General features: G+C 64.6%; 25 protein-coding genes. 15 read left to right on the top strand and 10 right to left on the bottom strand.

Annotation, left to right across the window (positions count from 1 at the left end):
- Positions 1 to 3 precede the first annotated feature (3 nt).
- The 7 genes from JYG36_RS19350 to JYG36_RS19320 are packed head-to-tail and all read left to right on the top strand — an operon-like array spanning position 4 to position 6,039.
- The gene (locus JYG36_RS19350) at positions 4 to 1,977 is read left to right on the top strand and encodes a heme lyase CcmF/NrfE family subunit (RefSeq protein ID WP_176794336.1); all 1,974 of its coding nucleotides are present in this window, start codon (positions 4 to 6) and stop codon (positions 1,975 to 1,977) included.
- On the top strand, positions 1,974 to 2,507 hold the full coding sequence (locus JYG36_RS19345; RefSeq protein WP_045200344.1) for a DsbE family thiol:disulfide interchange protein: 534 nt from the start codon (positions 1,974 to 1,976) through the stop codon (positions 2,505 to 2,507). Before JYG36_RS19350 ends, JYG36_RS19345 begins: the two co-directional genes overlap by 4 nt.
- Positions 2,504 to 2,980, top strand: coding sequence for a cytochrome c-type biogenesis protein (locus JYG36_RS19340; protein ID WP_045200346.1), 477 nt, complete (start codon positions 2,504 to 2,506; stop codon positions 2,978 to 2,980). The genes JYG36_RS19345 and JYG36_RS19340 overlap by 4 nt, the downstream gene beginning before the upstream one ends.
- Entirely contained in the window at positions 2,973 to 4,175 is a 1,203-nt protein-coding gene (ccmI, locus tag JYG36_RS19335; RefSeq protein ID WP_045200348.1) for a c-type cytochrome biogenesis protein CcmI, read from the top strand. The genes JYG36_RS19340 and ccmI overlap by 8 nt, the downstream gene beginning before the upstream one ends.
- A gap of 10 nt (positions 4,176 to 4,185) precedes the next feature.
- Positions 4,186 to 4,599: a lipoprotein gene (locus tag JYG36_RS19330; protein ID WP_045200350.1), complete on the top strand. Its 414-nt coding sequence runs from the start codon at positions 4,186 to 4,188 to the stop codon at positions 4,597 to 4,599.
- Positions 4,600 to 4,646: 47 nt separating this feature from the next.
- Positions 4,647 to 5,585, top strand: a complete 939-nt coding sequence (locus JYG36_RS19325; RefSeq protein ID WP_045200352.1) for a 2-hydroxyacid dehydrogenase — start codon at positions 4,647 to 4,649, stop codon at positions 5,583 to 5,585.
- 46 nt (positions 5,586 to 5,631) lie between these two features.
- Positions 5,632 to 6,039 (top strand): GFA family protein, encoded by a 408-nt coding sequence (locus tag JYG36_RS19320; RefSeq protein WP_093385570.1) that lies wholly within the window; start codon positions 5,632 to 5,634, stop codon positions 6,037 to 6,039.
- Here JYG36_RS19320 and JYG36_RS19315 read toward each other — a convergent pair.
- Positions 6,032 to 6,925 carry a LysR substrate-binding domain-containing protein gene (locus JYG36_RS19315; protein ID WP_093385566.1) on the bottom strand — a complete coding sequence of 298 codons (894 nt, stop codon included), beginning with the start codon at positions 6,923 to 6,925 and terminating at the stop codon, positions 6,032 to 6,034. The two genes, JYG36_RS19320 and JYG36_RS19315, sit on opposite strands and share 8 nt — an antisense overlap.
- A gap of 153 nt (positions 6,926 to 7,078) precedes the next feature.
- Here JYG36_RS19315 and JYG36_RS19310 point away from each other — a divergent pair, with 153 nt between their 5' ends.
- From JYG36_RS19310 to JYG36_RS19300, 3 genes are all read left to right on the top strand, one after another.
- Positions 7,079 to 8,017 carry a DMT family transporter gene (locus tag JYG36_RS19310; RefSeq protein ID WP_213602047.1) on the top strand — a complete coding sequence of 313 codons (939 nt, stop codon included), beginning with the start codon at positions 7,079 to 7,081 and terminating at the stop codon, positions 8,015 to 8,017.
- Between the two features lie 79 nt (positions 8,018 to 8,096).
- The gene (locus JYG36_RS19305; RefSeq protein ID WP_045200360.1) at positions 8,097 to 8,435 is read left to right on the top strand and encodes an FKBP-type peptidyl-prolyl cis-trans isomerase; all 339 of its coding nucleotides are present in this window, start codon (positions 8,097 to 8,099) and stop codon (positions 8,433 to 8,435) included.
- A gap of 209 nt (positions 8,436 to 8,644) precedes the next feature.
- A complete protein-coding gene (locus JYG36_RS19300) occupies positions 8,645 to 9,307 on the top strand; it encodes a hypothetical protein (protein WP_045200362.1) in 663 nt (220 codons plus the stop codon).
- Positions 9,308 to 9,310: 3 nt separating this feature from the next.
- On the opposite strand, the gene JYG36_RS19295 is transcribed toward JYG36_RS19300, so the two are convergent.
- The 3 genes from JYG36_RS19295 to JYG36_RS19285 are packed head-to-tail and all read right to left on the bottom strand — an operon-like array spanning position 9,311 to position 11,711.
- The gene (locus JYG36_RS19295; protein WP_213602045.1) at positions 9,311 to 9,997 is read right to left on the bottom strand and encodes a hypothetical protein; all 687 of its coding nucleotides are present in this window, start codon (positions 9,995 to 9,997) and stop codon (positions 9,311 to 9,313) included.
- The gene (locus tag JYG36_RS19290) at positions 9,994 to 10,743 is read right to left on the bottom strand and encodes a hypothetical protein (protein WP_093385553.1); all 750 of its coding nucleotides are present in this window, start codon (positions 10,741 to 10,743) and stop codon (positions 9,994 to 9,996) included. Before JYG36_RS19290 ends, JYG36_RS19295 begins: the two co-directional genes overlap by 4 nt.
- 44 nt (positions 10,744 to 10,787) lie before the next feature.
- The gene (locus tag JYG36_RS19285) at positions 10,788 to 11,711 is read right to left on the bottom strand and encodes a LysR family transcriptional regulator (protein ID WP_213602043.1); all 924 of its coding nucleotides are present in this window, start codon (positions 11,709 to 11,711) and stop codon (positions 10,788 to 10,790) included.
- A 105-nt stretch (positions 11,712 to 11,816) separates the two neighbouring features.
- Here JYG36_RS19285 and JYG36_RS19280 point away from each other — a divergent pair, with 105 nt between their 5' ends.
- Positions 11,817 to 13,058 (top strand): D-amino acid dehydrogenase, encoded by a 1,242-nt coding sequence (locus JYG36_RS19280; protein WP_213602041.1) that lies wholly within the window; start codon positions 11,817 to 11,819, stop codon positions 13,056 to 13,058.
- 35 nt (positions 13,059 to 13,093) lie between these two features.
- Complete coding sequence (locus tag JYG36_RS19275) at positions 13,094 to 14,005, top strand: transporter substrate-binding domain-containing protein (RefSeq protein ID WP_213602039.1); 912 nt, start codon at positions 13,094 to 13,096, stop codon at positions 14,003 to 14,005.
- Between the two features lie 14 nt (positions 14,006 to 14,019).
- On the opposite strand, the gene JYG36_RS19270 is transcribed toward JYG36_RS19275, so the two are convergent.
- Complete coding sequence (locus tag JYG36_RS19270) at positions 14,020 to 14,457, bottom strand: Lrp/AsnC family transcriptional regulator (protein WP_045200368.1); 438 nt, start codon at positions 14,455 to 14,457, stop codon at positions 14,020 to 14,022.
- A gap of 131 nt (positions 14,458 to 14,588) precedes the next feature.
- On the opposite strand from JYG36_RS19270, the gene JYG36_RS19265 reads away from it, so the two are divergent.
- On the top strand, positions 14,589 to 15,494 hold the full coding sequence (locus JYG36_RS19265) for a DMT family transporter (RefSeq protein WP_045200370.1): 906 nt from the start codon (positions 14,589 to 14,591) through the stop codon (positions 15,492 to 15,494).
- On the opposite strand, the gene JYG36_RS19260 is transcribed toward JYG36_RS19265, so the two are convergent.
- Entirely contained in the window at positions 15,481 to 16,173 is a 693-nt protein-coding gene (locus JYG36_RS19260) for an alpha/beta hydrolase (RefSeq protein ID WP_045200372.1), read from the bottom strand. The two genes, JYG36_RS19265 and JYG36_RS19260, sit on opposite strands and share 14 nt — an antisense overlap.
- A gap of 101 nt (positions 16,174 to 16,274) precedes the next feature.
- Here JYG36_RS19260 and JYG36_RS19255 point away from each other — a divergent pair, with 101 nt between their 5' ends.
- On the top strand, positions 16,275 to 17,180 hold the full coding sequence (locus tag JYG36_RS19255) for a LysR family transcriptional regulator (RefSeq protein WP_213602038.1): 906 nt from the start codon (positions 16,275 to 16,277) through the stop codon (positions 17,178 to 17,180).
- Here the strand turns inward: JYG36_RS19255 and JYG36_RS19250 are convergent.
- Positions 17,177 to 17,821, bottom strand: a complete 645-nt coding sequence (locus JYG36_RS19250) for a DsbA family oxidoreductase (protein ID WP_213602037.1) — start codon at positions 17,819 to 17,821, stop codon at positions 17,177 to 17,179. The two genes, JYG36_RS19255 and JYG36_RS19250, sit on opposite strands and share 4 nt — an antisense overlap.
- 167 nt (positions 17,822 to 17,988) lie before the next feature.
- Between JYG36_RS19250 and JYG36_RS19245 the strand changes: the two genes are divergently transcribed.
- A complete protein-coding gene (locus JYG36_RS19245) occupies positions 17,989 to 18,918 on the top strand; it encodes a class I SAM-dependent methyltransferase (protein WP_045200376.1) in 930 nt (309 codons plus the stop codon).
- Between the two features lie 61 nt (positions 18,919 to 18,979).
- Here the strand turns inward: JYG36_RS19245 and JYG36_RS19240 are convergent, their stop codons facing one another.
- The 3 genes from JYG36_RS19240 to JYG36_RS19230 all read right to left on the bottom strand — a co-directional run bounded on the left by JYG36_RS19240 (position 18,980) and on the right by JYG36_RS19230 (position 23,110).
- Positions 18,980 to 20,443, bottom strand: coding sequence for a PepSY domain-containing protein (locus JYG36_RS19240; RefSeq protein WP_213602036.1), 1,464 nt, complete (start codon positions 20,441 to 20,443; stop codon positions 18,980 to 18,982).
- Positions 20,444 to 20,453: 10 nt separating this feature from the next.
- The gene (locus JYG36_RS19235) at positions 20,454 to 22,622 is read right to left on the bottom strand and encodes a TonB-dependent receptor (RefSeq protein ID WP_213602035.1); all 2,169 of its coding nucleotides are present in this window, start codon (positions 22,620 to 22,622) and stop codon (positions 20,454 to 20,456) included.
- Between the two features lie 101 nt (positions 22,623 to 22,723).
- Positions 22,724 to 23,110, bottom strand: coding sequence for a DUF2946 domain-containing protein (locus JYG36_RS19230; RefSeq protein ID WP_093385520.1), 387 nt, complete (start codon positions 23,108 to 23,110; stop codon positions 22,724 to 22,726).
- Between the last annotated feature and the right edge of the window lie 3 nt (positions 23,111 to 23,113).

Genomic DNA, 23,113 nt, shown 5'->3' with positions numbered 1-23,113 from the left:
CTGATCATTCCTGAACTGGGCCAGCTGGCGATGATCCTGGCGATCTGCTTCGCCTGCGTCCAGGCCACCATCCCGCTGCTCGGCGCCTGGCGCGGCGACAGCCTGTGGATGAGCCTGGCGCGCCCGGCCGCCTGGGGCCAGTTCGCCTTCCTGGCGTTCGCTTTCGCCTGCCTGACCCACGCCTTCATGACCGACAACTTCTCGGTCGCCTATGTGGCCAACAACTCCAACAGCGCCTTGCCCTGGTACTTCAAGTTCAGCGCCGTGTGGGGCGCCCACGAGGGCTCGCTGCTGCTGTGGGCGATGATCCTCGGCGGCTGGACCTTTGCCGTGTCGATCTTTTCCCGGCAATTGCCGCAGGTGATGCTGGCGCGGGTGCTGGCGGTGATGGGCATGATCAGCGTCGGCTTCCTGTCGTTCCTGATCATCACCTCCAACCCGTTCAAGCGCCTGCTGCCGCAGATGCCGAGTGACGGCGCCGACCTCAACCCGCTGCTGCAGGACATCGGCCTGATCGTTCACCCGCCGATGCTGTACATGGGCTACGTGGGCTTCTCGGTGGCCTTCGCCTTCGCCATCGCCGCCTTGCTTGGCGGGCGCCTGGACGCCGCCTGGGCGCGCTGGTCGCGGCCGTGGACCATCGTCGCCTGGGCCTTCCTCGGTATCGGCATCACCCTCGGTTCCTGGTGGGCCTATTACGAGCTGGGCTGGGGCGGCTGGTGGTTCTGGGACCCGGTCGAGAACGCCTCGTTCATGCCCTGGCTGGTCGGCACCGCGCTGATTCACTCGCTGGCGGTCACCGAGAAGCGCGGCGTGTTCAAGAGCTGGACGGTGCTGTTGGCCATTGCCGCGTTCTCCCTGAGCCTGCTGGGTACCTTCTTGGTGCGTTCCGGGGTACTGACCTCGGTGCATGCCTTCGCCTCCGACCCTGAGCGCGGCATCTTCATCCTGATCTTCCTGCTGTTCGTGGTCGGCGGTTCGCTGACCCTGTTCGCCCTGCGCGCGCCAGTGGTCAAGAGCCAGGTCGGCTTTGCCCTGTGGTCGCGGGAAACCCTGCTGCTGGCCAATAATCTGATACTGGTGGTGGCGGCGTCGATGATCCTGCTCGGCACCCTTTACCCGCTGATTCTCGATGCCCTGACCGGGGCCAAGCTGTCGGTCGGCCCGCCGTACTTCGATGCGCTGTTCATCCCGTTGATGGCGCTGTTGATGGTGGTCATGGCGGTGGGCGTGCTGGTGCGCTGGAAAGACACCCCGAGCAAATGGCTGCTGGGCATGCTCACCCCGGTGCTGATCGCCAGCGCCGTGCTGGCACCGATCGGCGGCCTGCTGGTGGATGACTTTGACTGGCAGGTGCTGACCACCTTTGCCCTGGCTGCGTGGATTGTCCTGGCCGGGGCCCGCGACATCCTCGACAAGACCCGCCACAAAGGCTTGTTCAAAGGCCTGCGCGGCCTCAACCGCAGCTACTGGGGCATGCACGTCGCCCACCTGGGCCTGGCGGTGTGCGCCCTGGGCGTGGTGCTGTCGAGCAACAACAGCGCCGAACGCGACCTGCGCCTGGCGCCGGGCGAGTCGGTGGAGCTGGCCGGTTACCAGTTCATCTTCGAGGGCGCCAAGCATTTTGAGGGGCCGAACTTCACCTCCGACAAGGGCACCGTGCGGGTGGTCGAAAACGGTCGTGAGATCAGCGTGCTGCACCCGGAAAAACGCCTGTACACCGTGCAGCAGTCGATGATGACCGAAGCCGGCATCGATGCCGGTTTCACCCGTGATCTCTACGTCGCCCTCGGCGAGCCGCTGGATAACGGCGCCTGGGCGGTGCGGGTGCACGTCAAGCCGTTTGTGCGCTGGATCTGGCTGGGCGGCCTGCTGACCGGCCTGGGCGGTTTGCTGGCGGCACTGGATGGTCGCTATCGCGTCAAGGTTAAAACCCGTGTGCGTGAGGCACTGGGCATGTCTGGAGCTACTGCATGAAGCGTTGGATCATGGTGCTGCCGCTGGCGGTGTTTCTGCTGGTGGCGGTGTTTCTCTACCGCGGGCTGTTCCTCGACCCGAGCGAACTGCCCTCGGCGATGATCGGCAAGCCGTTCCCGGCCTTTGCCCTGCAATCGGTCGACGGCAAGCCGCTGACCGAGGCCGACCTGCTCGGCAAGCCGGCGCTGGTCAACGTCTGGGCCACCTGGTGCCCGTCGTGCAAGGTCGAGCACCCGTACCTGAACAAGCTGGCCGAGCAGGGCGTGGTGATCCACGGCGTCAACTACAAGGACGACAACGCCGCCGCACTGAAGTGGCTGGCCGAGTTCCACAACCCCTACCAGCTCGACATCCGTGACGAGCAGGGCAGCCTGGGCCTGGACCTGGGTGTTTATGGTGCGCCGGAAACCTTCCTGATCGATGCCAAGGGCGTCATCCGCTACAAGCACGTCGGGGTGGTTGACGCCACCGTTTGGCGCGAGCAACTGGCGCCGCAGTACCAGAGCCTGGTCGATGAGGCCAAGCCATGAAGCGCTGGCTGGCGGCCGCCGTGCTCGGCCTGAGCCTGGCCGGGGTAACCCAGGCGGCGATCGATACCTACCAGTTTGCCGATGAGGCGGAACGCGCGCGTTATCACGAGCTGACCAAGGAACTGCGCTGCCCCAAGTGCCAGAACCAGGACATCGCCGACTCCAACGCACCGATTGCCGCCGACCTGCGTCGGGAGATCTTCCGCATGCTCGGCGAGGGCCAGAGCAATCAGCAGATCATCGACTTCATGGTCGATCGCTACGGTGATTTCGTCCGCTACAAACCGGCCCTGAGCGCCCGCACCTGGCTGCTCTGGTTTGGCCCTGGCGTGTTGCTGCTGGGCGGCTTCACCGTGCTCGCGCTGATCGTGCGCAAGCGCCGTGGCCAGGCGGCAGCAGGCAACGCCGACCTTTCGTCCGAGGAGCGTGAGCGCCTCGCCAAATTGCTGGACAAAGAACAGACCCATGACTGATTTCTGGCTTGCTGCAGGCCTGCTGTTGCTGGTGGCCCTGAGCTTTTTGCTGATCCCGGTGTTGCGCGGCCGTCGTGCGCAACAGGAAGAAGACCGTACCGCCCTCAACGTCGCCCTGTATCAGGAGCGCGTCGCCGAACTGGCAAGCCAGCAGGCCGCCGGGGTGCTCGATGCCGAGCAGTTCGGCAAGGGCCGCGACGAGGCCGCGCGCGAGCTGCTGGCCGACACCGAGGGCGCTGAACCGCAGCGCCTGGGCCGCCTGGGCAAACCCTTGCCGCTGCTGGCGGCGGTGCTGGTGCCGCTGATGGGCCTGGGCCTGTACCTGCACTTTGGTGCCAGCGAGCAGGTCGAGCTGACCCAGCAGTTCGCCAAGGCGCCGCAGTCCATGGAAGAAATGACCCGCCGCCTGGAGCTGGCCGTCAAGGCCCAGCCGGATTCGGCCGAAGGCTTGTACTTCCTTGGCCGTGCCTACATGGCCCAGGAGCGTCCGGCCGACGCCGCCAACGTCTTCGAGCGTGCCGCCGCGGTTGCCGGGCGCCAGCCGGAGCTGCTCGGGCAGTGGGCGCAGGCGCTGTACTTTGCCAACAACAAGCAATGGAGCGGGCAATTGCAGGCCCTCACCGACGAAGCGCTCAAGGCCGACCCCAACGAAGTCACCAGCCTTGGCCTGCTGGGCATCGCTGCGTTCGAGGCCGAGCATTACCAGCAAGCCATCGATTATTGGAACCGCCTGCTGGCGCAACTGCCCGAGGGCGACGCCTCGCGGGCAGCGCTGCAGGGCGGTATCGAGCGCGCCAGCGACAAGCTCAAGGCCGGCGAGGGCAAGGCCGCACCGGCAGTTGCCGAGCAGGGCACGGCACGCCTGAAGGTTCGGGTCGAGCTTGCGGCGGCGCTCAAGGACAAGGTCAAGGCCGATGACACTGTATTCATCTTTGCCCGTGCAAGTTCCGGCCCGCCGATGCCGCTGGCGGCCAAGCGGGTAACCGTGGCGCAGCTGCCGATCGAGGTCGAGCTGAGCGACAGCGACGCGATGATGCCGAACATGAAACTGTCGAGCTTCCCTGAAGTCCAACTGGTTGCGCGCATCTCTCGCGCTGGCCAGCCGACCCAGGGCGAATGGGTTGGCAAGGGTGCTCCGCTGGCCAGCAGCACGACCGCTGCGCAGCACCTGACCATCGACAGCCCGGACCAGTAAGAGACCGACTATGAACAGCATTGCACGCCTGACCCTTCTTTCCCTGGTTGTGGGCTTGAGTGCATGTACCGTTCACCAGCCCTCCGAACCCACCGCGCCGCCAATCGAAACCCTGCCACCGGGCCCGGGCAGCAAGCCTGCGCCCAAGCCGGGCGCGGTGCCGAGCAAGCCGGCCGTGACCCCGGTGCCCAAGCCAGTGCAGCGTACCTCACCGAGCTTTGCGCCTCCGCCCGGTGGCGCCAGCCACTGGGACCCGCGCCTGGGCGTGTATGTGCTCGACGGCAAGACCAACACCTTCTATCGCCAGCGCACCTACTACCGCTGGAACAACGGCTGGAGCTGGTCGACCAACCTCAACGGCCCCTGGCAGGAAACCGACAGCAGTGGCGTGCCGGGCGGTCTGGGCCGGGCTTTCGCCCAGTAACCTGAGCTGCGCATAATGCCCCCTCGCCAATAGCCTGGGAGCAAGGCATGACACAAACGGTACTGGTGCTGGTAGAAACGGTCGACGACTACCTTCCCCTGTTGGAACACAACGGCTTTCGCCTGATCCGCGCGCAGACCCCGGCCTTGCGCGCCGAGGCCATTGCCCGCCATGGCAGCCAGATCGATGCAGTGCTGACCCGGGGTCCGCTGGGCCTGTACGCCGATGAAATGGCCGCGTTGCCCGCCTTGAAAATCATCTGTGTGATCGGTGCCGGTTACGAGCAGGTCGACCTTGCGGCCGCTGCTGCCCGGGGTATTACCGTGACCAACGGTGCTGGCGCCAATGCCACGGCGGTCGCCGACCATGCCATGGCCTTGCTGCTGGCGGTGGTGCGCGATATTCCCCGCGCCGATGCCTCGACCCGCCGTGGCGAGTGGAACCGGGTGATCAGCCCGTCGGTCAGCGGCAAGCGCCTGGGCATTCTCGGCCTCGGCGCGGTCGGCCTGGCGATCGCCAAGCGGGCGGCGCAGGGCTTCGACATGCCGGTGAATTACCACAACCGCACGCCGCGTAGCGACGTCGCTTATCACTATTGCGACAGCCCCCTGGCCTTGGCCCGGGAATCGGACTTTCTGATTGTCGCCACCCCGGGCGGCGCCGCTACTCGCCAGTTGATCGACAAGCCGGTGCTTGAAGCGCTGGGGGCAGAGGGCTTTCTGGTCAACATCGCCCGGGCCAGCGTCGTCAGCACGGCGGACCTGGTCGATGCCTTGGAAAACGGCGTGATCGCCGGTGCCGGGCTGGATGTGTTCGATGACGAACCGGCAGTGCCCGAAGCCCTGAAGGCCTTGCCCACGGTAGTGCTGACCCCGCACGTCGCCGGCCAGTCGCCGGAAGCGGCGCGCGACACCGTGGAACTGGTGCTACGCAACCTGCAGGCGTTTTTTGCCGGCGAGCCGGTGCTGACCCCGGTCACGGCCTGACAGCTGCTAGACTTGCCGGCTCTTCTCCCAGCAAGGAGCCTTGATCATGTCCCTGGAAAAACACGGTAGCTGCCTGTGCGGCGCCGTCAAACTCAGCGTCAGCCTTGAGAAAGCCAGCGTCAACGCCTGCCATTGCGGCATGTGCCGGCAGTGGGGCGGCGGGCCGTTTTTGTCGGTGCACTGCGCGCAGCCGGTGAAGTTCACCCGCGGCCAGCCGGTGTTCCATGACTCCTCCGACTGGGCCCAGCGCGGGTTCTGCGGCGCCTGTGGCACGCACCTGTTGTACCGGCTGAAATCCGGCAATTTCGACGCGGTGTCGGTGGGTGTACTTGAGGGTGACACCGACTGGGTGTTCGACCTACAGGTGTATGTCGACAAAAAGCCGGGCTACTACTGCTTCGCCAACCAGACTGAAGAAATGACCGCGGCGCAAGTTGAGGCCATGTTCAGCTAAGCGCCAGCAACCAGTCCTCGAACACCTGCGCCGCCGGCGAGCGCAGGGCCTGTTTGTCGTGCACCAGGTAGTCGGCTTGCCCGGTGTGCACGACAAACTCCGAGACCTGGCGGATCAGGCCGTTGTCGATCCGCTCGCGGGCCATGAACTCCCAGCCAAGGCCCACGCCCATCCCCTGCATCACCGCATCGAACACCAGGTTGACCTGGTTGAAGGTCACCGCATTGGCCGGCGCCTGGTAGCGCAAGCCCTGATGGCCGAACCAGTCCTGCCAGTCCAGGCAGTTCCAGGCCGAGGCATCCAGCTGGATCAACGGCAAGGCTTGCAACTCACTCAGTGACTGCACAGCGGGCAGGGCACGTTTGACGCTGGCGATCGGGTAGATGGCCTCATCGAACAACTTGCTGGCCTTGAGCGAGCTCCAGTGGCCATGGCCATAGAGAATGCCGAAGTCGTAATTGCCAATATCGCTTTCGCTGATTTCGTTGCTGGCATGAATGTTCACCGTCAGCTCCGGGTGCTGTTCGTTGAAGCGCAGCAGGCGCGGAAACAACCAGTACTGGGCCACCGCATGGGTGCAGATGACGCTGACGTTGCGGCTGCCGTGGCCGCTTTTAAGACGCAGCACATTGGCCAGCAGGCTTTCCAGCATGGGCTCGACGATGGCATTGAAGCCGTCGCCGGCCGCCGTCAGCGCGATGCCCCGGGCGCGCCGCTCGAACAGCAGCGCGCCGAGGTGTTCTTCCAGCAGCTTGATCTGTTTGCTCACCGCGCTCTGGGTCAGGTACAGCTCGCTGGCCGCGCGGGTAAAGCTGCCGGTACGCACCACTGCCTCGAACGCGATCAGGGTGTCCAGGGGCGGCAGGTGACGGCTGAAGCGGCTCATGTGACGGTCCGGTCTGGGGAATGTCTGAATCATAAGGTCGATGCTTTCAGCGTGAAAGGTATTCCTGCAGGGAATGCCTGCATGCCGAATGATCTTTTGTCCAGGCGCTGTCCAGGCGTTAGCCTGCGCTCTTCTTAGATCAGGAGCAGGCACGTGAAACGGGGTGTGGCGTATGCCGGGGTAGCCGGTGCGATGTGGGGGCTGGTATTGATGGTCCCGCAGCTGTTGTCGGAGTTCAGCCCGGTGCTGCTCAGCTGCGCGCGTTTCGTGCTGTTCGGCCTGGTGACCTTGGTGCTGGCGATCCCCATGCGCAAGGCCCTCGGACGCCTGACCCTGGGCAACCTGTGGATGATCGGGCGCCTGGCGCTGATCGGCAACCTGCTGTACTTCATCTGCCTGGTGGCGGCGATCCAGCGCCTGGGTGTAGCGCCGGCGTCGTTGATTGTCGGCGTCCTGCCGCTGACCATCACCCTGTATGGCCGTCACGACAGCGGCGGGGTGGCGCTGCGTCAGTTGTTGCTGCCGCTGGGCCTGATCCTGGCCGGCATGCTGTGCATCAACCTGCAGACCTTTGCCCTCGAGCCGGGAGCGGTGGCCGACAAACTGGCCGGGGTGCTTTATGCCCTCGGCGCGCTGGCCTGCTGGACCTGGTACGCGGTGCACAACAGCCGTTACCTCAAGCAGTGCGGGCATTTCGACAGCCATCAATGGTCGGTGCTCAACGGGGTGATGACCGGCGTGTTGAGCCTGGTGCTGGTGGCGCTGCTGGCGCTGTGGCAGCCGGCGCAGTTGCAGGTCGAGGCGGCGCCTGAGCGCTGGACGCTGTTCTGGCTGTACAGCCTGGGTTGCGCGGTGTTCGGCTCGTGGCTGGCGGCGCTGCTGTGGAATGCCGCGTCCAAGCGCATGCCAGTGACGTTGAGCGGCCAGTTGATCGTCTTCGAGACCCTGTTCGCTTTGCTCTACGCCTTCATCTGGCGTCAGAGCGGCCCGAGCCTGCTGGAGGGCCTGGCGATTGTCCTGGTGATCGGCGGCGTCTGCTGGTCGATGCGCCAGCACGAGCCGGGCAGGGTGGTGGTGACTGCCCAGGCTTGATCGCTGGCCTTGCAAAACCTCGCCAACCCTGCGAAAACGCTGGCCACCAAAGGCATATCCCGCTTCAACGAGGTCAAGCATGAGCAGCGAACTGCAAATCATCGATATCCAGCCAGGCGACGGCAAGGCCGTGGTCAAGGGCGCGCTGATCACCACCCAGTACACCGGCTGGCTCGCCGACGGCACGGAGTTCGATTCCTCCCACAGCCGCGGCAAGCCGTTCCAGTGCGTGATCGGCACCGGCCGGGTGATCAAGGGTTGGGACCAGGGCCTGATGGGCATGCAGGTCGGCGGCAAACGCAAACTGCTGGTGCCGGCGCACCTGGGCTATGGCGAGCGCAGCCTGGGCAAGATCCCGCCCAACTCCGACCTGACCTTCGAGATCGAGCTGCTCGAAGTCCTTACCCGCGACGATTGAGCGCCGTCGGTCTTAATTCAGCAACATCAAGGCGCTACAGTAGCTCTGGCTCAGGGCCGAGCGCTCAGGGATCGAACCAAATGGCATTCTTGCACTCTGAAGCATGCCCGATTCCACGGATGGAGCATCAGACAGGGATCCCCCCGCGGCTTCGGCCGCGGGGTGGCACAGGCGGGTCAGCCTCAACCCTTTTTGCTGTGAAGAGCCCTATGAAGTTGCCCTCCCTGTTCAAGCGTCACCGTCACGCTGCGTTGTCCCTTGCCCTGCTTGCCGGTGTCGGCCTGCTGGCCGTCGAGGCGCTGGAAAGCCGCGCAGCACCTGTGGACGGTGTGCAGACCCTGGTGTTCCTGCGTCATGCCGAAAAGCCCGGCGAGGGCCTGGGGCAGCTCAACTGCCAGGGCCTGAACCGCGCCCTGGACCTGGCCACCCTGCTGCCGGAGAAGTTCGGCAAGGCTGACTATGTGTTCGCGGCCAACCCGTCCCGGCACGTCGAAGAGGGCAGCAACGACGACGCCTACAGCTATATCCGCCCGCTGATGACCATCAGCCCCAGTGCCATCAAGCTCGGCCTGCCGGTGAACATCGACTTCGGCGCCAACGATACCGGCGATCTGGCCGACGAACTGCTGCAGGACAAGTACCGCAACGCCACCGTCTATACCGCCTGGTCCCACGGCTACCTGCCGGAACTGATCAACACCGTGGCCGGCAAGGCCCTCGGTGAAAAACGGGTGATCACCGACGACTGGGACGGTGAGGATTTCGACTCGATGTACGTACTGACCCTGACCTGGCACGACGGCAAGGCCAGCCTGCTCAGCCGCAACTACAAGCAGGGCCTGAACAACGGCGAGCACAGCTGCCCGAGCTGATACTCAGTTCAGCGCTTCGAACTGCCCCTTGGCCTCGCGCCATTCAAACACCTTGCCCAGGCAATAGCTGTTGGCTTCTAGCAGCACCTGGGTACTGCCGCCTTCAAGACGCACCTTGACGCTGTCGATACCCTGGCTGTAGCAACCGGGCAGGCCTATGTCGAGGGTTTGCACGCGCTTGCCGCTGGCCTTGTCGATGACCTCGATGGTCTTCACCCGGTCGTGGTCATCGGCCAGCGGAATCTGGAAATAGAAACGCTCGGTAGAGGCCGCCTGGGGCAGTGACGCAGTGCCGGCAGGCCAGACCTGTTGATGACCGAAGTCCGCTATCAGGCGCAACTCCAGGGGAAGTTGCCGGGCATTGGCGTAGGCCGTCCAGGTGCCGAGTATCGGCTTGGTGGCGGCGTTGTCATCGGGGTTGTAGAACTTCAGCCGAGCGGTGGGCAGACCGGCGCTGTCCAGTTCGTCCATGAACAACTGGCGGCCGGCGTTGACCGAGCGCTTGAGGCGGATCGGCGTGCGGTAGCGGTCGTAAAAGTAGAAACCGTGCTTGTAGTCATTGGTTTTCTCGATCACCAGGGTGATCGCCTGCTTGCCCAGGGTGCCCTGGTAAACGGACTGGTAAGCCTGGGCGCCCAGGCTCAGGCCGAGCAACCCGGCGCCCAGCAGGCATTTGCCCAAGGTGTTCATTGGTTGCGCTCCCTGGCTTGTTGCTCGGTCTTGAGCTCATAGCGATTGCTGTCGGCTTGATACACGTAGTACTGCGGGTCTTGCCCTGCAGCACCGCCGCTGGCCAATTGCCCGACCGGGATGGCCTTGAAATCGGTCACACCGTCAGCGTTGAAGTCGGCAAAACTCAGGCTCGCAGTGCCCTGGAAAAACAGCGCCAGGTTATCGATGACCTGCACCGGCTGGCCGCTGGTGCGATCGAGGACAGTGATGCGATCGATGGTGCCGACATACTCGCCGGCGGCCTTGTGTGCATGCACGCGAAATAGCCGGCGGCCGTCCAGCGGCAGTTGCAGCAGTTCGCCCTGCCAGGACGAATCCTGACGGTCGCTGAAGCGGGTCACGCGCTTGAGCGCCAGCGCCTGTCGTTCGCGGTTGCGCAGATCAACCCGGGTGCCGGTTAGCTCGCGGTCGTGGCTGAAGGCAAACGGCTGAATCAGCAGTGCAGCGGACGGCAGCTCCGGGTTGTTGAAGATGTTGATCAACAGCGGCAAGCGATAGTCATGGGGCGTGCGCTCAAGGGGGATCAGCCACTGGCGCTGTTCATCAAGCCAGTAACCCTCGAGGGTCTTGTGCTGGGCGTCGTAGGTCAGGGCGACTTCAATGGCGGTGTCGCCCTGGGTGCCGCGATAGACGTGCACGGGCGGCACGGCCAGGACAGTGGCACTGGCGAACAGCGCGGCAAACGCAATGAAAAGTCGAACCATGCTGCGATCCTTGCAAAGGTGGGGGCGCAAGGATGGGCTGCTTGTCAGCGCTTTTCAAGGCGAGACGCGCGGCTGACGTGGGCGATCTGTTCTTCGGCCCGTTCGCTGAACAGTTGCAAGAGGTCGTCGAGCGTGTGCGGCTGGCTTTCGTTGGCGCGGGTCAGGGCGTACAGGGTAATCGGCAAGGCCGGATCCAACGGCCGCACCAGCGTTTGCGCCGAGCCTTGGGCGGTGAACGGATCGATCAAAGCCAACCCCGCTCCGGATTCGACCATGGCCCGGGCCAGGGAGTAGGTCTGCACCCGGATGCTGGTGCGCGGCGCCGGCTCAAGGTTCTTCAGGTACTGGCCGACCTGGGCGGCCAGCGGGTCGCTGCTGCTCAGGCCGATCAAGGGCGCATCGGCCAGTTCTTCAACTGCCAGCGCCAAGCCCTGGCTGTCTGCGCTCCAGTAGCCTTTGGGGGCCAGTGCCACCAGCTTGCCATGGGCCAGGGGCTGGACATTCAGGCCAGGGTGTTCGGGGTGGCGCAAGGTCAGGGCGACATCGATTTCGCGCATCAGCAACTGCTGCACCAGCTCGCGGCTGTGCAGGCTCGACAGCTCGCATTCGGACTGCGGGTGGCGCTCGGCCCATTGGCGGATCACCGGCGCAAACAACGCCAGGGCCAGCGCCGGCGTCGCCCCGATGCGCAGGCTCATGCCCGGTTGCCGGCGCAGGCTGGCGGCCAGGCGCCGCACCCCTTCAACGCTGTCGCTGACCTTGTCGACTTCGCGTTCCAGGGCCAGGGCCTCGGGGGTGATCTGCAACTTGCCGCGCACCCGCAGGAACAGCGGGAAACCCAGCTGCGCTTCGGCGTGCTGGAGTATTTTCGACACCGCCGGCTGGGTGACGTGCAGCAACTGCGCGGCGCCGCTGATGGAGCCGGTCTGGCGGATGGCCTGGAACACTTCGATATGACGCAAGCGCATGGGGTAGCCCATAACCTTTGTTTATGGTCTGCCCATTTTTATTCATTATCGTCAGGCTGTCACCGGGCCTAGTCTGAAGGCCTTCAGATTGGCGGATGAAAGCACATGGCACAGCGGGTAACGGTGATCGGCGGCGGCGTGATTGGTTTGGCAACGGCCTACGCGCTGGTGCGCGAAGGCTTTGCCGTCGATCTGGTCGAGGCACGCGAGGGCCTGGCGGGCGGCACCAGCTTTGCCAATGGCGGGCAGTTGTCCTATCGCTATGTCGCGCCGCTGGCCGATGCCGGGGTGCCGTTGCAGGCGCTGGGCTGGCTGCTGCGCAGCGAGTCACCGCTCAAGTTACGCCCGCGCCTGGACCTGGCGCAGTGGCGCTGGATGGGCGCGTTCATGGCGGCGTGTCGCAGTTCGGTCAATCGCACCAATGCCGCACATCTGCTGCGCCTGGCCTTGCTCAGCCAGGGTACGCTCAAGCAATGGCGCGAGGACGATGGCCTGGACGGCTTTGCCTGGCGGCGCAATGGCAAGCTGGTGACCTTTCGTAATCGCGCAACCTTTGCCCATGCCCGCCAGCACCTGCTCGACCCGCAGGGCCAGCAGGTGCTGGATGCGCAGGAGATCCGCGCGCTGGAACCGGCCCTGGCCGATGCGCCGTTCATTGGCGGGGTGTTCACCGCGGATGAAGAGGTCGCCGATTGTCATCGTTTCTGCCTGGCCCTGGTCGAGCGCCTGCAGGCGTCGGGGCAATGCCGCCTGATGCTCGGGCAGGCAGTGACGCGCATCCGCCACAGTGGTGGGGTAGTGCAGGCGCTGGAGCTGAGCGAGCAGGTCGTGCCGGTGGAGCGCCTGGTGCTGTGCGCCGGGCACCGCAGCGCCAGCCTCAGCCTGCCGGGGCTGCAGTTGCCGATCTATCCGCTCAAAGGCTACAGCCTGACCGCACCGATCAAGGCCGGGCAGCGGGCACCGCAGGTAAGCATCACCGACTACGATCGCAAAATCGTCTATGCCCGCCTCGAAGACCAACTGCGCGTCGCCGCCATGGTCGACATCGTCGGCTTTGATGAATCGCTCGATCCGGCACGGCTGGCGAGCATGCGCCAGTTGGCCGGGGCGACCTTGCCCGATGCCGCCGACTACGCCCAGGCCCGCGAATGGGCCGGCATGCGCCCGGCCACCCCCAGCGGCGTACCGTTGCTCGGGGCCACGGCGTACCGCAACCTGTGGCTCAATCTTGGCCATGGCGCCCTGGGTTTCACCCTGGCCTGCGCCAGTGGCCAGCTGTTGGCCGAACTGATCGCGGGTCGCGCGCCGTCAATCGACCTGCACGGCCTGACCCCACGGGCGGCCTGAACCGAACAAGAACAACAACCGCAAGGAGTGTCCCGATGTCGATTCCCCGTTTGCACCGTCCTGCTCTGCTTGCCCTGTCATTGTGTTTTGCCCAGCCGCTGCTGGCGCAAACGCCGACGCTCAGCGGCAGCCTGAAGAAGATCGCCGAATCCGGCAGCATCACCCTCGGCTATCGCGACTCGTCCATTCCGTTTTCTTATGTGGGCGACCACAGCGGCAAGCCCATGGGCTATTCGGTCGATCTTGCGGCTGAGATCGTCAAGCACCTGCAGGCCAAGCTGGCGGTGCCGCCGCTCAAGGTGCGCTACAACCTGGTGACTTCGCAGACGCGCATCCCGCTGGTGCAGAACGGCACGGTCGATCTGGAGTGCGGCACCACCGGGGTCACCGCCGAGCGGCAGAAGCAGGTGGATTTCTCCTATGGCTTTATTTTCGTCAAAGGCCAGTTGCTGACCAAAAAAGACAGCGGCATCCAGGGCCTGGATGACCTCAAGGGCAAGAATGTGGTCAGCACCGCCGGCACCACCAACGAGAAGTACCTGAAGAACTACAACCTGGAGCACCAGTTGGGGGCTTCGGTGATCAGTGCCAAGGACCACGGCGAGGCGTTCATGATGCTGCAGTCCGGGCGCGCGGCGGCGTTCTACATGGATGATGCGCTGCTGTACGGCGAGCGGGCCAAGGCGCGCAACCCGCACGACTGGGTGGTGGTGGGCGAGGCGCAATCGAAGGAGATCTACAGCTGCATGGTGCGCAAGGGCGATGACGGCTTGCTGGCGCTGGTCAATGAAGCGTTGGCGGATGTCTATCGCAGCGGGCGCATCGAGGCGATCTACAACCGCTGGTTCCAGCAGCCGATTCCACCCAATGGCCTGAACCTGGAGTTTGCGATGACCAGTGAACTGAAGGGCCTGATTGCCAGGCCGTCGAGCGAGCCGGTGCAGTAGTTTCTGCGCTGTTATCAGGCCATCGGCGGCAAGCGCCGTTTCACCGGGGTCTTCTTGACGATCGCGGTGTTGGTCTCGGCGTGGCTGTTGAGCTTGTCCAGCACGGTGTCGAGCTCTTCCATCGAGCGCACGTGCAGGCGCGCGATAAAGCAGTCATCGCCGGTGACCTTGTCGCACTCGGTGAACTCGGGGATGGCCATGATCTGCCGCTCCACTTCCTGCAGTTGCCCGGGCAGCGGCCGCACGCGGACGATGGCCTGTAGCTGGTAGCCGAAGCAGCGCGGGTCGATCTCTACCGTGTAGCCCTTGAGCACGCCACGCTCTTCAAGGCGGCGCAGGCGTTCGCTGACGCTCGGTGCTGACAGCCCGCTGAGCTGCGCCAGGGCCTTGAGCGAGCGCCGCGAGTCTTCCATCAGTGCCTTGATCAACAGTTGGTCGATATCGTCGGTCATACAGGCCTCGTTAGGCAAAATGCGAAAACTGCCTTGATAGTAAAGGTACAAGGTCAGTCTAGCCTGTTTTATCCACTGGAACGGTCGCCGCTGCCCTTGCCATAATTTGCCCATCGTCAAGGAGGTGAGTGATGGACAGTTCAATCCGCCGTGGGTCGTTCGAGATGGTCGCCGCGATGTTGATATCCGGGACCATTGGCTGGTTCGTGCTGGTGTCCGGGCAACCGGTACTGGATGTGGTGTTCTGGCGCTGTGTGTTCGGTGCTGGCACCTTGCTGCTGATCTGCCTGGCCATGGGCTTTCTCAAGCCCGGTATCCTGACCCTGGCCACCTTCGCCCTGGCGGTACTCAGCGGCGTGGCCATCGTCGGCAACTGGGTGCTGCTGTTTGCCTCCTACTCACGCGCCTCGATTGCAATCGGCACTGCGGTATACAACGTCCAGCCGTTCATGCTGGTGGGCCTGGCGGCGCTGTTTCTCGGTGAGAAAATCACCGCGCCCAAGCTGTTCTGGCTAGCGGTCTCCTTTGCCGGCATGCTGGCGATCGTCAGTGCCCATGGCAGCCAGGGTGGCACTGGCAACGACTACCTGCTGGGCATCGCCCTGGCCCTGGGCGCGGCGTTTCTGTACGCCGTGGCGGCGCTGATCATCAAGCGCCTGAGCGGCACGCCGCCGCACCTGATCGCGCTGATCCAGGTGTGCACCGGCATCCTCCTGCTGGCGCCCTGGGCCAATACCAGTGGCCTGCCGGGCGACGTCGGTGCGCTGGCCAGCCTGGTGACCCTGGGCATCGTCCACACCGGGGTGATGTATGTGCTGCTGTACGGCGCGATCCAGAAGCTGCCGACCGCCTTGACCGGGGCGCTGTCGTTCATCTACCCGATCGCAGCGATTTTCGTCGACTGGTTCGCCTTTGGCCATCGCCTGGCGCCGCTGCAATGGCTGGGTGTGGCCGCGATCCTGCTGGCCGCGGCCGGCATGCAGCAAGGCTGGTGGTTCAAGCCTGCGCTCAAGGCCCCGGCGGTCAAGCCAGACTGACGGCTGCGCGATCGATCAGGGCGGCCACTTCGGCGGCCCTGGACACCAGCGAGGCATGGCTGGCCTCCAGGGTCAGCAGCTCCTTGGGCTGCAGGCGTTCTGCCATGAGTTTCTGGTTGTCCGGGTGGATCATCCGGTCCTGGGTCGAGAGCTGGTACCAGCTGGGTTTGTGCTTCCATGCGGGCTCACCGATGGTGTCACCGAAGGTGCTGGCCAGTGGCGCCTTCTGGGTCACGCTCATCACCAACCCTTCATCCTTGCTCAGGTCCTGGCAAAAGCTTTCGTGCAGTTTGTCGGGTTTGATCCACAGGTAGCCATCGCCATCCGGTTGCAGGTTGGCTGCCGCTTGCGGCGGGTTCTTGGCGGTGATGGCGCCGGGGCTTTCGCCGCTGTCGGGGGCGAAGGCGGCGATGTACACAAGGCCGGCGACATTGGCCTGGTTGCCCATCTGGGTAATCACCGCACCGCCGTAGGAATGGCCGACCAGCAGCACCTTGCCGGGTATCGAGGCGACCATCTTGCGCGTGCGTTCAGCGTCATCGGCAAGCGAGGTCAAGGGCATCTCCACCGCATGCAGGTTGCGGTGGCCCAGGCGTGACAGTTCGAGGATGACCCGGCTCCAGTGGGCGGCGCCGCCCCAGAAACCATGGACCAGGACTATGGACGGAGTGTCGCTCATGATCGTTCTCCAGCACAGGGGTGGAATGCTAGTGTAGATGCTTGTGCTTGGCCCCGTTGCGGGGCGCCGCGCAACGCTGAAACGCAGACAGGGAGGTAGGCATGTTTTCCAGAATCAGTCTCGAGCAGTGGCGCGCGTTTGTCGCCACGGTCGAGTGCGGCGGCTATCTGCAAGCTGCCGAGCATTTGTTCAAGTCCCAGTCGGCGGTCAGCCATTCGGTCAATCGCATGGAGGCGCTGCTTGGCCAGGAGTTGTTCATCATTGAAGGTCGCAAGGCGGTGTTGACTTCCTTGGGCCAGGCGTTGCTGCCCCAGGCCAAGCATTTGCTCGGCGCGGCGCAAAAGCTTGAACAATTGGCCAACCAGTATCAGCCGGGGGTGCTCAGTGAGCTGGCGCTGGCGGTCGATGTATTGTTCCCGCTGGAGCTGCTGCAAGCAGGGTTGCAGGGGTTTTCGGCGACCTTCGAAAACTACCGGATTCGCCTGTACGAAACCGCGCTGTCCGGTGCGCGCGAACTGTTGGAAGACGGCAAGGTCGAGCTGGCGATCGCCAGCAGCCTTCCTGCCGGTTATGTGCACGAGTTGCTGCTGAACGTCAGGCTGGTTTGCGTGGTCGGCGCCGATCACCCGCTGGCCGCCAGCCGGGGCGAGCTGGGCCTGGCGGATTTGCATGCGCATCGGCAGGTGGTGATTCGTGACTCGGGCACCCGTTATCCGCAGAACAGCGGCTGGCTCGGCACCTCCCAGCGCTGGACGGTCAGCAGCCTGGCGGCGGCCTGTACCCTGGTCGAGCGCGGCATGGGGTTTGCCTGGCTGCCCGAGCACGCGATCATTGATGCGCTGGCTGCCGGGCGCTTGCATCGGCTGGCGTTGCAGCATCAGCGCCAGCGGGACGTGCCCTTGTACATCGGTTACCCCGAAGCACTGCGGCACAGTCCCGAGGTGCAGTTGCTGGTGCGGGTGATTGGTGAACACTGCCAGCAGTGCAACAGTCGTGCGCTCGCCTAGCCCTCGCTGTTGTCCAGGTTGGCGCGAATATCGCTGAAGACCTGGCGCAACTGCTCCAGGGTCATGCATTCAGACAAGCGAAAGCGCTCGGCGATCACCAGCGAAGGCACCGAACGCAAGTTCAGTTCACGGCCTTGCTGCAGGTCGCGCTCCAGCAAGGCAGGGGCGTCGTGTTCGAGGCTGTGGGCAAAAGCTTGCGGCTCGAAGCCGGCCTCTGCAGCGATGGCCAGTACAGTGGCCTTGTCACCGATATTGCGGTTCTTGACCAGGTGCGCCCACTGCAGGCGGTCGAACATCAGTTCGTGACCGGCATTGCCAGCCAGTGCGTGGGCCGCCTGGCAGGCGGTGGCGGCGAGCAGGCCGTTGGGGTATTCGAAGCTTTGCTCGCGCATGCCCGGGATATTGATGCGCTTTTCGTCCTCGGCGCGGGCGCAGGCCTGCCAGTGATCGAGGATGGTTTCCTTGGCCTGGGGCATCGAGCCGAAGCGCTGGATCATCGCCTCGCGGCTGCTTTGCAGGATGAAGCTGCGGTGCTGGATATCCAGCTCGAACTCAGCTTGCAACTGCTTGAGGCGCGGGGCCAGGACAAAGCACCAGGCGCAAACGACGTCGTGGAAGAACTCGATTTTCAGGGCAGGCATGGCAAGATTCCGTTAGTGAAGGTGCAGGCACTATCGGCAACGGCGTCGGGTAAAAAAAGCGACAAAAACCGGTCACATTCACCCATCGTGTTCATCAAAGGCCGAACGGCCTGTTGTCACCGGCGGGGCAAGGTAGAATAGGCGACTTTACCCGATTGAATCTGCCCATGACCTCTGTGATCGACACCCTCCAGCAGCACCTGCTCGCCGCCCTCGACCCGGCGCCGAGCGAAACCCGGCGCCTGTTCCATGGCCGCGGGCGCTGCTGGCCGGGGCTTGAGCAGATCACCGTGGACTGGCTGCAGGGGGTGTTGCTGGTGTCGCTGTTTCGCCAGCCGCCCGAGGGCCAGTTGCCGGCCCTGGAGCAGATGCTCCTGACGCTTGCCCAGGCGCCAGGCTGGCGCGGCCAGGCCATTCTGATTCAGCACCGCTACCTGCCGGACAGCCCCGGGCAGTGGCTGCTGGGTACCCCCAGCGAGCACTGGTTGATCGATGAGGACGGCTTGCGCTATCAGCTGGACCTGGGCCTCAAGCAGAACACCGGTCTGTTCCTCGACATGCGCTATGGTCGGCGCTGGGTGCGTGAGCAGGCGGCGGGCAAGCGCGTGCTCAACCTGTTCGCCTACACCTGCGGTTTTTCGCTGGCGGCGATTGCCGGTGGCGCCGAGCAGGTGGTCAACCTGGACATGGCGCGCTCGGCATTGAGCCGCGGGCGCGATAACCATCGGCTCAACGGCCATGACCTGGGCAAGGTGAGTTTTCTTGGCCATGAGCTGTTCAAGTCGTGGGGCAAGGTGCGCAAGTCCGGGCCCTATGACTTGATCATCATCGACCCGCCAAGCTTCCAGAAGGGCAGCTTTGTCCTGACCCAGGACTACCGCAAGATCCTGCGGCGCCTGCCGGAGTTGTTGAACGCCGGCGGCACGGTGCTGGCCTGCGTCAACGACCCGGCCGTTGGCCCGGACTTTCTCATCGAAGGCATGGCTGAGCAAGCACCGGAGCTGAGCTTTGTCGAACGCCTGGCCAACCCGCCGGAGTTTCCCGACAGCGATCCGGCGGGTGGCTTGAAGGCGCTGGTGTTCAGGGCCCTTGTGTAGGAGCGGGCTTGCCCGCGATGCGATGTGGCGGACAGAATGCTATCGCGGGGCAAGCCCGCTCCTACTTGGCTAAGCGCCGCCAGCCCAGCACCACACCGCTGACACTGAGCACCAGCCCGCCCAGGCTGAAGGCGATCATCCAGGCATCCCACAATGGCCGCCGTTGCAACAGCGGTAGCCAGTCCCAGCTGTGCAGCAACGAGAACAACCAGCGCGACACGCGCCGCGGCTGGTCCAGTACACCCAGCACTTCGCCGGTGTACAGGTCCAGGTGCAGCCAGGTCTGTTGCGGGTCTGCAAAGCGTACGCGCAACACTGGCAAGCGCTTTTCCAGGTGGCCGAGCATGCTTTGCTCGGCCCGGGCGTAGTAGTAGAAGTCGTAGGCTTCAAGCTGCTCGCTGTACATCTGGCCCTGGGGCAGGATCGCTTGTGCGGCGCGCTCCAGCACCTCCCGCGGCAGGCGTTCGAGCACCTGGCCGTCGGCCATCGACAGCACCCGCGTGCGCCCGGCGCCATCATGACCGACCAGGTACCCCGCACCCGCAATCAAGCGCCATTCCAGCTCACGGGCCTTGAAACCTTGCTGGTCGAACCGCGCCAGCGCCTCAGAGGCCGACAGCGGAAAAGCCGCCGCGGTCAACGGCCCGCCTTGATAGGCCGCAACATTCAACGGCATTGAGCTGCTGAACAGCCGCCACGGGTTCATCGACATCAAGCCACTGAAAATCCAGGTAATCGCCAGCACGCCAAACAGCAAGCCGCCAATATGGTGCCAGCGGGCAAAGCCCCGGTAGGGCGAACGCGAGCCACTGCGGTAGGGCTTGCGCAGGCGCCAGCGCAGGATCCCGATCACCGCGCCAAGCAACGCCATCAGCGTGCCGGCCAGCGACAGGCTGATCACCAGGTTGCTCCACAGGCCGTCGACGCCAATGCCGCGTAATGGATACAGCCAGTGCAGCCAGGCGCCGACCAGGTTCCAGCCGCGCTCCAGGGCGCTGGCATCGCGCACCACTTCGCCGGTATGGCCGGAGATGTACAGCAGGGTGCGTGCGCCATCGTCGAGCTGCACCCGCTGCAGCGGGCGCTCGGCGTCGAGGGCGCGCGAGTGGCTCCACAGGTCTTCGGTCACCACCCCGGCATAACGGGCTGTTGCCTGCGGATCGTATTGATGCGCACTGGCCAGGGCCTGTTCGCGATCGATCGCCTGCAGGCGCTGGCCCGTGCGGGCGTCCACCGCCACGCTGGCCCGGCTTGGATAGCTGAACAGGTAGCGCGGCGTGCCGGCCACCGTGCTCAGGCGGATGCTGGCCGGGGTGCGCTCGGCATCGGCACTGCGCAGGGCAGTGCCGAGGTCGACGCAGCAATCCTGAACGCGCAACTGCGGCAGGTGAGCGTAGTGCTCGCGCGGGGTCAGCTTGGGGTAGCCGACATACAGCATGACCATCCCCGAGAAGAACCACAGGGCCATGAACAGGCATAAGCCGATGCCCAGCCAGCGGTGCCACAGGTACAGGTAACGTTTCATCGGCGGCGTCCTAGAAGCGCGTCTGCACGGCCAGCTCCAGGGTGCGCGGGGCACCGAGGTAGAGCATGCTCGAGGAGGTCCAGCGGGCATACACCTCGTCGGTCAGGTTGCGCACCCGGGCCGTGATGCGCGTGTCGTCATCGACCTTGAAACCGACGAAGGCACCGAAGATCGTGTAGGCCGGCGCGTAGCGGGTGTTGGCTGCGTCGGCATACACCGAAGACACGTAGCGGCTGTCGGCACCGATTTGCCAGCTCGGGTCGATGTCGTAGGTCAGCCACAGGTTGGCGACCCGCTCGGGGATGTTGGTCGGGGTATTGCCCTTGCGCGAGATCGAGCGACCGCCGACGTTCTCGTTGAACTCGTCGTACTGGGCGTCGACGTAGGCAAAGTTGCCCTCGGCCAACAGCTTCGGTGTGACGTGCAGCGAGGCGGCCACTTCTACCCCGCGCGAGGTCTGCTTGCCCACCGGCTGGGTGACGCTGGGGTTGGCGGCATCGGCGGTGGCGAGGTTCTTGCGCTCGATCTGGTAGGCGGCAACGGTGGCGGCGCCGCGGCCATCGAGGAAGCTGAACTTGCTGCCCACTTCCAGCTGCTTGCCGGTGCTCAGGTCGAAGTCGCGTACGGTGGCAAAACTGGCTGTGCTGAGCATGCCCGAGGGCGGGTCGGCGGCGGTGCTGTACTGCACATAGACGTTGGCCGCCGGGGTCAGCTCGTAGACCAGGCCGATGCGCCCGGTGGTGGGCTCGTAGCTGCGCTGGAAGTCCAGCGGGTTGTTGGCATCGACCGTGCGGTAGTTGTGCACATCGAGGTCGATATGGTCATAGCGCAAGCCGGTCAGCAGCGACAGGCGCTCGGTCAGTTGCAGGCGGTTCTCGACGAACGCTGCCCAGGTGTCGACGGTGTTCTCGCGGTTCTTCTGAAAGCCCGGGACCATGCCCTTCAGGTCATAGAAATGCCCGGGTTCGAAGCTGGCCGGATCGACACTGTCGAAAATACCGGTGATCGAGCGCGGGTAGGTCATCTGCACGTTGTGGCTGTAGTCCAGGCCCGCCGACCACTGGCTGTTGAGGCCCAACATCTGGCCCTCGTGCAGCAATTCGAAGCGGTTGCCGTTGAGCTCCTGGTCATGGCGTTGCAGCAGCGCGTTGGAGCGGTTGACCCGGCTGTTGTCCGCGTTGTAGGCGTAGGTTTCGAGGTTACGAAAATCACGCTCGGTGTTGTAGTGGTAGAGGGTGTTGCGCAGCGAGGTGTTGTCGTTGAAGCGGTACTCGGTGATTGAGCGCAGCCAGCGAACGCGCTGCTCGTAGCGGCCGTCCTCGACGTTGTAGTTTTCGAAGCGGCGGCTCTCGTCGACCTTCATTTCGCCGCCCAGCGGGTTGAGCACCGGGCTGCCCCAATAGGGGCTGTCGACCGTTTCGTTCTGGTACTCCACGGCCAGGGTGTGGGACAGCTGGTCGTTGATGTCGGTGAGCAGCGAGAACGCCACGGTCCAGGCATCGCGCTCTTCGCGATCGACATAGCCGTTGCTCTTGCTGTGGCTGAAATCCAGGCGTGCGTAGTTGCGGATGCCATCGCCGTCGTTGAGCGCATGGTTGAAGCCGAACGAGGTCTCGCTGCTGTCGTAGGAGCCGTACTTGATTCTGCCTTCGTTGAAGTTCTCGTCGCGGCTGGCCAGTTTGCTGATGTAGTTGATCGAGCCGCCGACGGCGCCAGCGCCAAACAGGAAGCTCGACGGCCCGCCGACGGCTTCGACGCGGTCATAGATCCAGCTGTCGACCGGGCGCGCGGCAACCGAGTCGTACTGCACGCTGATGCCGTTGAACAGCTGGGTAATCTGCCCCCCGGAAAACCCCCGGTAAGCCACCGAGCCTGCCGAGCCCGGTGGTGAGGCGGCGGTCATGCCGGGCACGCCGTTAAGTGCGTCCTGGGTGGTCTGCGCGCCGCGTTGCTCGATCTGCTGGCGGTTGACGATGCTCACCGAGGCCGGGGTTTCCCGCGGGGTGAGGCCAAGGCGCGAAGCGGTTTGCGACGGGGTGTCGAGCAGCACGCCGTCTTCGGCGTCGGCGCGGCTGTTGATACGCAGGTCGGGCAGGGTCAGCGGCGCCTCGGCCACAGCGTGGAAGGGCAACGCGCACAGCAGCGCCGCGCAACCGTAAAGGCGATAGGAGTAGGGCATGAATCACACTCTGGAAATTGAGCCAGCGGCCGCCTGCACCTGTCAGGCAGGCACAGCAAAAAACGGCCGGTTTCGGGCAGCCCAAGCGGCTGCCAGGAGGTTCAAGCCAGAAGCGGGGAGGCGCGGGGGTTGGCGGCCGGCCAGCAATATCGCGGCGGCGCTTTGCTGCGCAGTTCACGGTGATAGCGACGTACCCGGGTAACCGCCAGCAGCCAGCCGATGACCAGCACCAGGCCCAGGCAGACCACGGCGGCAGCGCACACCGGGCAGGTCTGCATGCTGTCCCAGCCGGCCACCGTCTGATCGCCGAAATCGCTTTTCAGCGTCGGCCCGGCGCTGCCCATGGCCGAACAATAGGCGCCGCCGATACCGTTGAGTTGCAGGCCCATCATCTGCCCGTGACCGATACCGCAGGCGAACAGATTGAACAGGACACAGAAGTACAAGGTCCAGGCAATCAGCGGGCGGTCGGCGGGGGCGCGGTTCATGGC

It is taken from the genome of Pseudomonas sp. SORT22 (assembly GCF_018417635.1).
Taxonomy (GTDB): domain Bacteria; phylum Pseudomonadota; class Gammaproteobacteria; order Pseudomonadales; family Pseudomonadaceae; genus Aquipseudomonas.
Note: the sequence above shows the minus strand (reverse complement) of the source record. Positions and strands in the feature narration are given on the sequence as shown.